The sequence below is a fragment of the Microbacterium sp. NPDC079176 genome (assembly GCF_040686675.1).
Classification (GTDB): domain Bacteria; phylum Actinomycetota; class Actinomycetes; order Actinomycetales; family Microbacteriaceae; genus Microbacterium.
The window spans coordinates 101,671-115,273 of the sequence record NZ_JBFBLM010000001.1 but is presented as its reverse complement, the minus strand read 5'-3'; the positions used below and the strand labels follow the sequence as shown (position 1 = coordinate 115,273).

Annotated in this window: 10 protein-coding genes and 1 pseudogene; 2 read left to right on the top strand and 9 right to left on the bottom strand. The window is 68.0% G+C overall.

What is annotated here, in order from left to right:
- Positions 1-62 precede the first annotated feature (62 nt).
- On the top strand, positions 63-2,717 hold the full coding sequence (locus tag AB0P11_RS00570; RefSeq protein WP_363518771.1) for a penicillin acylase family protein: 2,655 nt from the start codon (positions 63-65) through the stop codon (positions 2,715-2,717).
- A gap of 20 nt (positions 2,718-2,737) precedes the next feature.
- On the opposite strand, the gene AB0P11_RS00565 is transcribed toward AB0P11_RS00570, so the two are convergent.
- Complete coding sequence (locus AB0P11_RS00565) at positions 2,738-4,099, bottom strand: MFS transporter (protein WP_363518768.1); 1,362 nt, start codon at positions 4,097-4,099, stop codon at positions 2,738-2,740.
- A 104-nt stretch (positions 4,100-4,203) separates the two neighbouring features.
- Here AB0P11_RS00565 and AB0P11_RS00560 point away from each other — a divergent pair, with 104 nt between their 5' ends.
- On the top strand, positions 4,204-4,965 hold the full coding sequence (locus tag AB0P11_RS00560) for an alpha/beta hydrolase (RefSeq protein ID WP_363518765.1): 762 nt from the start codon (positions 4,204-4,206) through the stop codon (positions 4,963-4,965).
- A gap of 63 nt (positions 4,966-5,028) precedes the next feature.
- On the opposite strand, the gene AB0P11_RS00555 is transcribed toward AB0P11_RS00560, so the two are convergent.
- From AB0P11_RS00555 to AB0P11_RS00520, 8 genes and pseudogenes are all read right to left on the bottom strand, one after another.
- On the bottom strand, positions 5,029-5,946 hold the full coding sequence (locus tag AB0P11_RS00555) for a hypothetical protein (RefSeq protein WP_187249117.1): 918 nt from the start codon (positions 5,944-5,946) through the stop codon (positions 5,029-5,031).
- Between the two features lie 261 nt (positions 5,947-6,207).
- Positions 6,208-6,597: a monovalent cation/H(+) antiporter subunit G gene (mnhG, locus tag AB0P11_RS00550; RefSeq protein WP_053098314.1), complete on the bottom strand. Its 390-nt coding sequence runs from the start codon at positions 6,595-6,597 to the stop codon at positions 6,208-6,210.
- On the bottom strand, positions 6,594-6,863 hold the full coding sequence (locus AB0P11_RS00545; protein WP_053098313.1) for a monovalent cation/H+ antiporter complex subunit F: 270 nt from the start codon (positions 6,861-6,863) through the stop codon (positions 6,594-6,596). Before AB0P11_RS00545 ends, mnhG begins: the two co-directional genes overlap by 4 nt.
- Positions 6,860-7,447, bottom strand: coding sequence for a Na+/H+ antiporter subunit E (locus AB0P11_RS00540; RefSeq protein WP_053098312.1), 588 nt, complete (start codon positions 7,445-7,447; stop codon positions 6,860-6,862). Before AB0P11_RS00540 ends, AB0P11_RS00545 begins: the two co-directional genes overlap by 4 nt.
- The gene (locus tag AB0P11_RS00535; protein ID WP_056275836.1) at positions 7,444-8,997 is read right to left on the bottom strand and encodes a Na+/H+ antiporter subunit D; all 1,554 of its coding nucleotides are present in this window, start codon (positions 8,995-8,997) and stop codon (positions 7,444-7,446) included. The genes AB0P11_RS00540 and AB0P11_RS00535 overlap by 4 nt, the downstream gene beginning before the upstream one ends.
- 263 nt (positions 8,998-9,260) lie before the next feature.
- Positions 9,261-9,761: pseudogene (locus tag AB0P11_RS00530) on the bottom strand (Na(+)/H(+) antiporter subunit C); the annotation flags it as partial.
- Positions 9,761-12,703 (bottom strand): Na+/H+ antiporter subunit A, encoded by a 2,943-nt coding sequence (locus AB0P11_RS00525; RefSeq protein ID WP_072590435.1) that lies wholly within the window; start codon positions 12,701-12,703, stop codon positions 9,761-9,763. The gene AB0P11_RS00525 and the pseudogene AB0P11_RS00530, both read right to left, overlap by 1 nt.
- 180 nt (positions 12,704-12,883) lie before the next feature.
- On the bottom strand, positions 12,884-13,600 hold the full coding sequence (locus AB0P11_RS00520; protein WP_285363596.1) for a GntR family transcriptional regulator: 717 nt from the start codon (positions 13,598-13,600) through the stop codon (positions 12,884-12,886).
- Between the last annotated feature and the right edge of the window lie 3 nt (positions 13,601-13,603).

Below are 13,603 nucleotides of genomic sequence, written 5' to 3'. Positions count from 1 at the left end.
AGACGCGCTCTGGGACTCTCTGGGACTGAGTTCCGCCATGCCACCCGAAAGAGTTCTCGAAGATGACAACCCATTCGACCGAGATCGTCGACCCGTCGCGCCCTTCCCTGGGTGCTCGCATCGGCCGCATCGTGTTCCTCGTCGTCGCTGCGATCGTGGTGGTCGCCGTCGCCGGTGCCTTCTTCGTGACCTGGACCATCCAGCGCTCGTTCCCGCAGACCGACGGCACCCTGTCGCTCGACGGGCTGCAGGCCGAGGTCACGGTGCAGCGCGACGCCAGCGGCATCCCGACCATCACCGCCGACTCATCGCACGATCTCTTCTACGCCCAGGGCTTCGTGCACGCGCAGGACCGTTTCTTCGAGATGGACTTCCGCCGGCACGTCACGGCGGGACGCGTGGCCGAGATGTTCGGCGAATCGCAGGCCGGGACCGATGCCTTCCTCCGCACGCTCGGCTGGCGCAAGGTCGCCGAGGCCGAGGTCGAGGCCATGGACGACGTCACCCGCGGCTACTACGAGGCCTACGCCGACGGCGTCAACGCCTACCTCTCCTCCCGCTCGGGCGCCGAGCTCTCGCTCGAATATGCCGTTCTCGGAATACAGAACCCGGAGTACGCGCCGGAGCCCTGGGAAGCCGCCGATTCGGTGGCGTGGCTCAAGGCGATGGCCTGGGATCTCCGCGGCAACGTCGAAGACGAGGTCGAGCGCTCGCTCCTGGCCGCCCAGCTGGCGGAGACCTCCGACGCCGCCGGGATCACCACGACGCTCGACGAGCTATACCCGCCGTATCCGTTCGAGGATCACCCCGTCATCGTCCCCGAGATCTCGACCGCCCCGATCACCGAGGCCGGTGCCGAGCCCGCCGCGCTCACGACCGATGGGAACGACGGCGAGATGCAGCAGGCGGCGACGACGATCCAGTGGCAGGAGGCGTCGGACGTGATCGAGGCGGCAAGCCTGCTCGTCGGCGATGTCGGCGAGGGGATCGGATCGAACTCGTGGGTCGTGTCCGGGGACCTCACCGACACCGGCATGCCGCTGCTCGCCAACGACCCGCACCTGGGCGCATCACTCCCCTCGGTCTGGTATCAGGTGCAGCTCCGGTGCAGCGAGGTCACCGACGACTGCCCGTTCGACATGGGCGGTTTCTCGTTCTCGGGTCTCCCCGGCATCGTGATCGGCCACAACCAGCAGGTCGCCTGGGGCTTCACCAACCTGACCACCGACGTCACCGACCTCTACGTCGAGCGGATCGAGGGCGACCAGTACTGGCGCGACGGCGCGCTGGTGCCGATCGACGAGACCACCGAGACGATCGCGGTGGCCGGGGGCGACGACATCGAGCTCACGATCCGGTCGACCGTGCACGGACCGATCATCTCGGGTCTCACCGACGACTTCACCGCGATCGCCGACGACCCTGAGCCGGGCCTCGCTGCCGGCGGCGCGACAGGTCCGGCGCCCACCGGCACCGCGCCGGAGGGAGCCGAGTACGCGGTCAGCCTGCGCTGGACGGCGCTCGACCCCGGCACGGCCGCGACCGCGATCTTCGCTCTGTCGACCGCCCAGGACTTCGAGGAGTTCCGCGCGGCGGCCGCGCTGTTCGATGTGCCGGCACAGAACCTCATCTATGCGGACGTCGAAGGCAACATCGGCTATCAGACCCCCGGACGCCTCCCCGTGCGCGGGGCCGGCGACGGATGGATGCCGCAGCCCGGCTGGGACAGCAGCTACGACTGGACCGGATTCATCCCGTTCGACGAACTGCCGGTGTCATACAACCCGGCATCCGGGTACATCGTGACCGCGAACAACGCGATCGTCACCGACGACTACCCCTACTTCCTCTCACGGGACTGGGACTACGGCTACAGGGCCGATCGCATCGCGCACCTGATCGAGCGACGCGCCGCCGCCGCACCGCTCACCGCCCAGGACATGCGGGAGATCCAGATGGACAGCGAGATGTGGATCGGCAAGCGACTCGCAACGGAGATGGAGGATGTGGAGGTGACGGGTGCGGGGACTGCAGATGCCGTGGCGCTGCTGCGCTCGTGGGACGCACAGAACGACGCGGGGTCGGCCGCGGCCGCCTACGCGAACGTCCTCTGGTCGAACCTCGTGCAGAACCTGTTCGCCGAACGCGACCAGCCCCTGCCGATCGACGGCCAGGGTCGACTCTTCACCGTCGTCGCGGATCTTCTCGACGACCCATCCGACCCGCTCTGGACCAACCCGAGCATCGATGTCGCGGGCATGGACGAGATGCTCGCCCTGTCGGCGGAGGAAGCGTACGACGAGCTCTCCGCGGTTCAGGGCGACGTCGTCACCGCATGGAGGTGGGGCGACCTGCACGCGATCACCCTCACGAGCGACACCCTCGGGTCCTCCGGCATCGCCCCGATCGAAGCCCTCTTCAACCGCGGCCCCTACGCCGTCAGCGGCGGCGCGTCCGTGGTCAACGCCACCGGCTGGGAGCTCGGCACGTCGTACGCCACGACCACCGTGCCGTCGATGCGGATGGTCGTCGACCTCTCCGATCTCGACGCCTCGACCTGGATCCACCTCACCGGCGCATCCGGACACGCGTTCGACGAGCACTACGTCGATCAGACGTCCGACTGGGCGGCGGGGATTCAGCGGCCGTGGGCGTTCACCGACGGGGCGGTCGATGCGGCGACGCGTCACACTCTGGTGCTGGCGCCGGCCGGTTAGCCCGGGGCGGCTCTGCGGGCTCAGGCGGGAGCAGGCGTGGCGGATGCTGCGGCGCGGCGTGCGATGAGCCAGATGCCGATCGCTGCGGCGAGGAAGATCGCGGCGAGGATCACCCAGCCCACGAAGCCGAAGGTGATCGCGGTGGCGTTCACGACGATCGGCGACGCCAGGGCTCCGAGCGAGAAGCCCATGCCGAACACGCCCTGGTAGGCGCCCGCTCGCACAGGATCGGCGAGCTCGAAGCTGAGACCCCAGGCTCCGGCCTGCGACAGGATCTCGGCGAACGTGTGGGCGATCATGCCGACGATGAGGATGACGATCGCCGCCCATGCCGGAAGCCCCGCGGCGAGCGCGTAGATCAGGCAGGCGGAGACCATGAGCCAGCCGGCGATCATCGTCACCCTGCCGGCGATCCGCAGGTCGTGCGTGCCACGGGAGGCACGCACCTGGAACAGCACGACCAGCGCGGTGTTGACGATCAGGAGCACTGCGAACGTGGCATCCGGGGCGTTCGTGTACTCGCTGATCCACAGCGGCACCCCGAGTTCCGCGACTCCGAACTGCATGCCGAAGATCGCCGAGAGCGCGCTCAGCAGCAGGTACCTCGGGTCCCGCCACGGTGAGCGGCGGTTCCAGTCCCTGCGCTCGGCGGATGCCGCGGCCGTGGCGTGCGTGTCGATGGATCCCGTTTCCGTCAGCTGAGCCGCGGCTCGGTTGCGCGGCGGCGCGTCGACGGCCGATGTCAGCCGCAGGAGGGAGAGCGAGCCGAGCGCGCAGACGGCACCCGCGCAGGCGATGACGACGCGGTAGGCCTCGGGTGTGCCGAGAGCCAGAGCGATCGCGCCGAATCCGGAGCCTGCCGCGATCGCGAGGTTCGTGACCGTGCGCAGCACCGCACGCGCGTGCACCCGCCGGTCCGGCGCGAAGCCCCGGGCGATGATCGCGGAACGAGCGGAATACCCCAGCGAGTCGAAGAAGCCCGAGAGGCTGGCGAGGACGAGCGCCGACACGAAGTCTCCGACGAACGCGTACGCGGCGAGCAGCACGCCACCCGCCATCTCGAAGCCGAAGGCGAGGCGTCGGGCGCTCCACCGGTCGGCGAGCCAGCCGCCGAGGAGCGACCCGACCACCCCGCATCCGCTCGACACGGCGAGCACCACCGCGGCGTGCGCGGGCGAGAGGCCGATGATCTGCGTGAAGAACAGCACGGTGACCGCGAGGAAGACGCCGCGGCCGATGCGTGAGACGGCCGTCGCGGCGACGAGCGCGCGCAGCACCGGATCGCTCAGCCCGCCGGCGATGCGCGCGATGACACCCTTGGGCGAGCCTGATGTCTCGCCCTCCGACTCGATCTGATCGGGATCGGGGTTCGGCGAAGACACCCTTCATCCTCGCACGACGCAGGCTCGCCCCTCGTCGCACACCGGCATACGGCATGCGTGGATCCCGGTTCGTCGCAGGGGTCCCACTCGGTTAGCGTTGAGGTGTGGTCTCCAGCTATCTCGCCCCGAAGGGCACCCCCGTCACGCTGCTCGAGTTCGAGCACGCGGGCGCGACGCTGATCGCGGAGACCTTCGGCGACGGACCGCACACCTTCCTCCTGCTGCACGGCATCGGCATGGGACGCAGCGTCTACCTCGACGTTGTGCAGCGACTGAAAGGCCGGGTGATCGCAGTCGACCTGCCCGGTTTCGGCGAAGCACCCGAGCCCGCTCGCACCTTCACCATGGAGCGTCACGCCGACCTCGTCGCCGCGTACCTCCGTCATGCCGACGAGGGCCCCGTCGTCGTCATCGGGCACTCGATGGGCAGTCAGATCGCCGCGGAGCTCGCCGCCCGGCATCCCTCCCTCGTCGAGGGCGTCGTGCTCGCCGGTCCGACCGTCAACAAGGCCGCACGGAATGTCGCAGCGCAGGCGAGCTATCTCCTCACGGACCTGGTCGGCGAGCGCCCGCTCGTGATCTGGCGCGGTGCCCGCGAATATCTGCGCGGCGGCCCCCACCTCATCCGCAAGATCCGGGCGACCATCGTGCACGAGCCGGAGAAGGCGTTCGCGCGCATCGATCAGCCTGTGCTGGTGCTGCGCGGGGAAGACGACCCGCTCGCTCCGATGACCTGGTGCCAGGAGATCATCGACGAGATCCCGGGTGCCGATCTGCAGGTCATCCCGGATCACGGCCACGGCACGTTGATCAGCGACTCCGAGCCGGCCGGGCGGCTGATCCAGAGCTTCGCCGACGGGCTCTGACCCGCCGCCCCGCACTTTTCCGTTCACAACTCAGCATGAACGCATGTGAGCCCCGTGATTCCGCTACTCGACCGCCGCTCCGCGGCGATTCCTGCTGAATTGTGAACGACGTGCGTCTACGAACCTCGGTCCGAGTGCAGCGATGACCTGCTCGAGAGCCTGCCTCACAGACGCCTGGTCACCGAAAATGTCTTTCGCAAGGGGCCGGACGGTCACGAAGCCGAGTCGGGCCGCGGCGATATCGCGCTCGCGATCCTGCATCTGCTTCTCCCACCCCTCGTGGAACTCCTTGCTGTCGCACTCGATGATCAACCAGCCGTCCACCACGAAGTCGACGTACCCGACGCCTTCGAGGTACACCTGGGTCTCATAGGCGACGCCCATCGTCCGGAGCAGCAACCGCATGAATGTCTCTGAGCCCGAGCCCGCCGACGGGTCGACCAGTGCGAGCAGCGGGCGGAATCGGGCGGGTAGAGCAGCGAACATCGTGACCAGATCGTCGCGGGTCAGGAGTCCGTGATGAAGCACACTGTCCAAGGTGGCAAGCGCCTCGCGCGGAGCCTGGCAGAGCACGGAGTGCGCGACGGCATCGATCAACGGAGCCGCATGAAGGCTCTCGCGAACGCTGGTCAGCGCCTTCCAATGGAGCACGACCTTTCCGTCCCTCGCCACACGTAGACGAGACGAGCCAGGAGTCACGAGCACATGGAGCTCTCGGCAACGGAACACGAAGACACCGAGAAGGGCGAGGAGAGACAAGCATGAGACCCGCCCGCCGATGCGGACAGCCTCGACGATGTCCCGGTGCGTCGACGGCAGCGCATATCGATCGCGGCGCACGTGCTGGAGTTCTCCTCGGGCCACTGACTCGGCGATGAGACGCCCCGTGAGCCCTCGGTGCACCAGATCCGATCGACTGAAGACCGTGCGCGAATAGGTGTCTCTCGCGCGCTGAACGACCGTCTTCTGCTTATTCCCCATCGCAGAAGTGTGCAGACAAGGGACGGTGTCGATGTGCGTCGTCCAAGCAACAGTGGATGACTTGCACGGAACAGGGTTCCGTGTAGGAGAAGAAGCAATGACCGGTGTCGTTCACTACTCAGCATGGATCTCGTATCGAGCAGCCCTGAAGCCCCTTTGGCCCCACCGGCGCAGGCTCATGCTGAATTGTGAACCGCAAGCGGCCCCGCACCGGCGTAGGACGTGCGTGGCGTCCGTCTCAGCGCAGCTGCGGGCGTGCGATCAGCCGGCGGCCGGCGGGGTCTGCTTCGACTCGGCGAGCTCGTCGACGACCAGGCTGCGCTCGTCGGTCGTGCCGTTGCGATATGCCTGCCGCCCGACGATGTGCGCGGACAGCGGCGCGGTGGCGAACTGCATGAGCACGACCGGGGCGACGAGCGCGAGCCCGAAGAGGATTCCGCCGACCGTGCGCTGAGACAGTGCGATCGCGAGGCAGATGAGGATGAGGCCGAGCACCTGCGGTTTGGTCGCGGCGTGCAGCCGCGACGGCACGTCGCGGAATCGCAGCAGCCCGACCGCCGCCGACAGGCAGAGGATCGCGCCGAGCAGGATCAGCACGAGCACCGCGACGTCGATGACCACGTCGGGAATGGCGAGACCGAACACGTTCATGGTGTCGTGTTGTCCCTTCTGGCCACGAACCGGGCGACCGAGATCGAGCCGAAGACGCCGACCGCGGCGATGATCAGCATCACCGGGATGTTGCGGGTGTGGCCGTTGATGGCCATCTCGGCGCCGAGCACGCACATGACCTCGGTGAGCAGCACGTCGGAGGCCACCGCCCGGTCGAGGATCGAGGGCCCCCGCACGATGCGGATGATCGTCAGGATGGCGGCGACGCCGAAGACGACCATGATCGCGAGCATCAGCACATTCATCGGGCACCTCCACCGGCGCGCGCCGCACGTTCGTCGGCCTTGAGGGCACGGTACTGCGCCGGGGCTCCGAGCGCACGCACGACCCGTCGCTCCCAGCGCAGCACGCCTTCGCGCTGCTTCTCGACATCGGCCATGCTGCGCACCCCGATCACGTGCAGATACAGCACCTGCCGGTCGCGATCGGCCTCGACGACGAGCGACCCGGGAACCAGCGACGACACCACGGACACGTGCGTCATCATCAGGTCGTCGGCGTAGCGCAGAGGAACGGCGATGATCGCGGCGCCGGGCTGATGCCGGAAGTCGAACACCTGCAGGGTGACCGCGACAGCGCCGCGGAGCACGGCGAAGAGGAACTGCACGATGAGCAACGCGGCGAACCAGATGTTGATGCGTCCGGACAGCTCGACGGTGGGCAGCCGGAAGACACGGGTGACGAACACCGCGATGACCAGGCCCGAGACGAACGCCAGCACCGTGAACTGCCCCCACAGCAGCATCCAGAGCACGACGAGCCATGCCAGGAACGGCAGCTGCACGCGGATGTCCCGCCAGAAGTGGCGGCCGGTCTCGGTGGGGCTCATCCTTCCACCTCGTCTTCCAGCTGCACGAGGGTGACGGGGTCGAGCAGCGCCGCACCGATGCGGTCGCACAGGGCATACAGCGGGCCCGCGAACACGGTGAGCGCGATCGTGACCCCGACCATCCCGGCGGTCGCGATGGTCATGATCCGGGGGATGCGGCGACGCTCCTGCTGCTCATCCGCGGCCGGGGCGTTGCCGAGGTACGAGATGCGCCCCTCGGTCTCGGTCGAGTCGTCCTCCTCGCGCCAGAACGCGAGGTTCCATGCTCGCATCAGCGCGTAGAGCGTGAGCAGCGAGGTGACGATGCCGCCGAAGATCAGCACGAGCATCAGCGGCGTTCCCACGGAGGCTGCCGCTTCGAACAGCGCGAACTTGCCGATGAAGCCGGAGAACGGCGGCAGTCCGCCGAGGTTGATCGCGGGGATGAAGTAGAGCACCGCGATCACGGGCGCGACCTTGAGCAGTCCCTTCACGCGCAGGATGGACGTGCTCCCCGCCCTGCGCTCGATGAGACCGACCGCGAGGAACAGCGTCGTCTGCACGATGATGTGGTGGACGATGTAGTAGACCGTCGCGCCGATCGCCGCGGGGGTCGCTATCGCGAGGCCGAAGATCATGTAGCCGACGTGGCTCACCAGCGTGAACGACAGGATTCGTTTGAGCTCGGCCTGTGCGACAGCGCCGAGCACGCCCACGATCATGGTCGCCAACGCGATGATCAGGAGCACCGTGTCGATGCTGTTCTCGGCGAACAGCTGCGTCTCGGTGCGGATCAGCGCGTAGACGCCGACCTTGGTCAGCAATCCCGCGAACACCGCTGTGACGGGCGCCGGTGCCGTCGGGTACGAGTCGGGCAGCCAGAACGACACCGGGAAGATCGCGGCCTTGATGCCGAAGGCGATCACCAGCATGAGGTGCAGCACGAGCTGCGTCTCCTGCGGGAGCTCGGTCATGCGCTCGGCGATCTGGGCCATGTTCACGGTGCCGAGGGCACCGTAGATCATCGCGATCGAAGCGAGGAACAGGATCGACGAGACCAGCGAGACGACGATGTAGACGGCACCCGTGCGGATGCGGGACTCGGTGCTCCCGAGCGTTATCAGCACGTACGACGCCACGAGCAGGATCTCGAATCCGACGTACAGGTTGAAGAGGTCGCCCGCGATGAAGGCGTTGAAGATGCCGGCCGCGAGGATCAGGTACGACGGGTTGAAGATCGAGATCGGGGTCTCGTCGGTGCCGTCCGCGGCACCCTGACCGATCGAGAAGAGCAGGACCGCGAGCAGCACGATGCTCGAGATGAGCACGAGGAGCGCCGCGAGCCTGTCGACGTAGAGCACGATGCCGAACGGCACCGGCCACCCGCCGACCGAGACCGCGAGCGGCTCACCCGCATCGACGACGACCAGCAGCACGGCCGCGATGACCGAGACGATCGCGAGCGTGGCCACCGTGACGAAGGCCTGGAGGCGCGGATTGCGGCCGAAGATCAGGGTCACGGCGGCGCCGAGCAGCGGCAGGGCGACGAGCAGGGGGACGAGGGCGCTCATCGGCGGTCCTCCCCATCGTCGGTGTGCTCGGGTGCGCTGTCATCGGATGCCGTGTCAGCCGCCGTATCTCGAGCGGCGTCCGCCGCATCGGTCTCGTGGGCGTCCGACGCGTGCGTGTCGGCATCCGTCCGGAAAGCCGACGAGTGCGTCGAGTCTTCGGGGTCGTCGTCGGGCGGTGCCGACTCCCCGTCGAGGACGGCCGCGCCTGGACCGGCATCCGCATCGGGATCCTGATCGGACGCCGCGGACACGGCTCGAGGCGGGGTGGGCCGGTCGGTCGGAGCGTCGTCGTTGATCGCGGCGTGGTCGCGCATGTGCAGCACGGTGATCGGCGACGTCTGCACGCCGACGAAGTCCGTGGTCGCCTCGTCGTCCGCCGCGTCGGCCTCGTCGTCCATGAGGTCTTCGTCGGCATCGGTGCGCTCACGGAGAGCGATGTCGGCCTCGTCGTCCTCGACGGTGTCGGCCTGACCCAGCTGCCACGAGCGGTAGATGAGGGCGAGGAGGAATGCCGAGACGGCGAACGTGATGACGATGGCGGTCAGGGTGAGCGCCTGGGGCAGCGGGTCGCTGAGCTCGCCCTCGGTTCCGAAGAAGGGCGCGTTGCCGGGCACTCCCATGACGATGAGGAGCAGCAGGTTCGTCGCGTTGCCGAGCAGCAGGAAGCCGATCAGCACGCGGGTGAGACTGCGCTCGAGCATCGCGTAGACGCCGCAGGCGAAGAGCACGGCCATGATCACGATCAGGGTGAGGGAGACATCCATCAGAGGGTCACCCCTCGCTCGCGGAACTCCTGCGCCTGACGGTCGACCTCGGCACCGAGGCTGCGCAGCACGTCGAGCACGAGGCCGATCACGACCAGGTACACACCGACATCGAAGATGGTCGAGGTGACGAACTCCATGTGGCCGATGCCGGGGATCTCCCACTCCCAGAAGTTGCTGGTGAGCGGCGCCAAGCCGAAGAACAGCGGCACGACCGCCGTGCCGACGGCGAGGATCAGACCGGCACCGAGCAGTCGCCCGGCATCCGTGGGTGCGGCAGCGCCCAGCTCCCAGCGTCCGCCGGCGACGTAGCGCATGACGAGGGCCATGCCCGCGACGAGGCCTCCGGCGAAGCCTCCGCCTGGGAGGTTATGGCCGGAGAAGAGCAGGAAGATCGACACGACGATGATCGTGTGGAAGAGGATGCGGACGATGACCTCGAGCAGGATCGACCTGTTCTCGGGCTTCATCTTCGGGCCGCCGACGAGCCAGGCGCGGGGGCTGCTCTCGTTCTCGTCGGTCTGGAAGCGCACGCCCTCGGTCGTCTCGACGAGCGGGCGGCTGAGCGTGCGACGGCGGCGCGCCTTGGGCAGCGTCTTCGTCGCGGAGAGCATGTCGGCGCGGTGCGTGACGAACACGAGAGACGCGACACCCGTGGCGGCGAGCACGAGCACGGAGAGCTCGCCCATCGTGTCCCAGCCGCGCAGGTCGACCAGGGCGACGTTCACGACGTTCTTGCCGTGACCGATCTCGTACGCGAGCTTCGGGAACGCGGCGGAGATCGGATCCGCGACGCGAGACTGGGTCGCCACGATCGCGACCAGCGCCATGGTGAGCCCGACCCCGACACCCAGCAGCGCGCGGGGAATGCGCCCGACAGAGGCGTTGTGCTCGCCCATCCGCGCGGGCAGGCGACGCAGCACCAGTGCGAAGGTGACCATCGTCACGGTCTCGACGAGGATCTGCGTGAGCGCGAGGTCGGGGGCGCCGCTGGTCGCGAACAGCACGACCATCCCGAGGCCGGTGATCGACACGAGCACGACGCCCGTGTATCTCTTCTGCGCGCGCACGGCCATGACGCCCGCGGCGGCCATCATCGGCGCGACCACGAGCTGCGTGGGCGTGTGCCAGGCCGAGAGCTGGAAGCGGTCGATGTCGCTGGCGACGAGCGCCGTGATCTCGGCGGCGACGAACACCACGAAGATGGTGCCGACGTAGACCGGCAGAGAGCCGCGCTGGGTGAGCGTCGTGCTCAGCACCGAGAGTCGGTCGATACCGCGCATGACCAGGTAGTAGACGTCTGCGGCAGTGAAGCGGATCAGTCGCGCCTTGCGGTCCCATCCGGTGCGCAGCGTGAGGAGGAAGACCGCGGCGCCGAGCAGGATCGACAGGATCGAGATGCCGAGCGCCGGCTCGAGACCGTGCCAGAGCGCGAGGTGCCCGGGTCCTTCCGCGGCGACCCCCTCGGCATCGAGGCCCGGGGTGGCTGTGAGCGCGTATCCCTGGAGCGCGACGTCGAGAGCCGGTGCTCCGATCCCGGCGGCGAGCGTGAGCCCGGCGAGGATGATCGGCGCCGAGAGGAATCCGACGGGCGGGTCGGGCCAGGCGGTGTCGGGAAGGCGATCGCCCGCCGCATCGCGCTTGGTCCAGAAGGCACCCCAGAGGAAGCGGATGCCATATGCCGCCGTGAGCATGGATCCCAGGCTGACGCCGATGATCGCGACGAGCCCCCAGGGCGAACCGTGCAGTGCGTCGTCCAGGAGCGCCGTGAGGGTCGACTCCTTCGCCACGAATCCGAGGGTCGGTGCGATGCCGGCCATCGATGCGATGGAGATGAATGCCGCTGTCGCCATGACGGGAGCCTGACGCCCGACGCCGCTCAGCTCGGTGATGTCTCGCGTCGACAGCTGACGGTCGATCACTCCGACGATCAGGAACAGCGCCGACTTGAACAGCGCGTGCGCGATCACGAGTGCGAGACCGGCCAGCGCGCTCGCCTGGGTGCCGTAGCCGATGACGACCGAGAAGAAGCCCAGCTGGCTGACGGTGCCGAACGCGAGGATGCGCTTGAGGTCGGTCTCGCGCAGCGCCTGGATGCCGCCGATCAGCATCGTCAGGATGCCCAGCGAGATGATGATCGGCCGCCACGGACCGGTGAAGGCGAAGATCGGGGCGAAGCGCGCGATCAGGTAGATACCCGCCTTGACCATCGCCGCGGCGTGCAGGTACGCGCTCACGGGAGTGGGCGCCGCCATCGCACCGGGCAGCCAGAAGTGGAAGGGGAAGATCGCGGACTTGCTGATCGCGCCGACGAGGAGCATCACGACGGCGGCGTCGACGATGGCGCCTGTGGGTGCGATCTCGAGGATCTCGCGGATGCTCGAGGTACCCGCGTCGACCACGAGCAGCACGACTCCGACGAACATCACGAGCCCGCCGAGAGTGGTGACCAGGAGCGCCTGCAGTGCTGCTCGTCGGCTGGCGGCGCGGCGTCGGTAGTGCCCGATGAGGAGGTACGAGAGGATGCTCGTCACCTCCCAGAACATCACGAGCATGACGAGGTCGTCGGTCAGGACGAGGCCGTACATCGCACCCGCGAACCCGAGCAGCACGCCCGCGAACTGGCCGATGCCGGCGGAGTCGTCATGGAAGTACCAACGGCAGTACAGCAGCACGAGAGCACCGACGCCGGTGACGATGAGCGTCAGCACCCAGCCGAGCACGTCCATGTTCATGGACAGATTCAGTCCGAGCTGCGGGATCCACGCGACCGAGACGAAGGGCGTCGGTCCGTCGAGCACCTGAGGGGTGAGGACGAGGGCGTGGATGAATGCCGCGGCGGGAATGAGAGCCGCGATGGCGAATGCCTGGGATCCCAGCCAGCGCACCAGAACGGGCATCAGGATCGACCCGAGGAGGAACACGGCGAGGAGCGTCAGCATATACGCGGCTCCTCAAAGCTCGTCGGCCGGGGGCGGCGCAGGCGGGCGGGCGGGTGTCGATATCGAGTTTACCTTGATATTCCGCGCTTCAGGGTCGATGATGTCGGCGCCCGACCATGCAAATGGTCGGTTTCCCCCGGATTTTCGGGCACTTTGCGCGATCTCGCACGCAGAATCAGCTCATTCGGATGCGTTCTCAGCCTGCCGAGCGAGCGCCGGACCGAGACGGTCGTACGAGTTCGCGATGTGCATCCTCATCGCCGCGGCGGCGGCTTCGGGGTCGCGTCGGCGCAGCGCGTCGAGGATGCTCTCGTGCTCGCTCACGGTGTCGTCTTCGAAGTCGTGGCGGAAGTTCAGCCGGTAGAGGTGCATGTGCGCACGCAGCCGCACGATGGCCTCCGACAGCAGCGGACTCTGCGCACTCTCCGCGATCAGGTGATGGAAGTGCAGATCCTCGTCGATGAACCGCCGGTAGTTGCGGAAGCGCTCGTCCTCATCGGGTGCCGACGCTGTACGCATCGTCACCACGGACTCCGCCAGCTCGGTCTCGGTCTCGTGGTCGAGATGCGCCGATGCACGCCGCGCCGCCTCCGGCTCCAGCAGCTCGCGCATGTCGTACAGATCGCGCAGGCCCGCCGCGTCGAGCAGAGGAGCTGCGACATAGCCCTTCAGCGCCCGCTTCGCGACGAGCCCTTCGGACTCGAGCCGCGTCAGCGCCTCGCGCACGGGCGTCGGAGACACGTCGAGGTCGCGGGCGACCGCGTCGATGTTGACCTTGGCGCCCGGTTCGATGACCTGGTCCATGAGCAGGCCGAGCACCGCGTCGTACACGTCGTCGACGAGCGCGCGCCGCGCCGGAAGCGGCCTCGGTCCGCGTGCCTCTTCGTCGCCGAACATGAG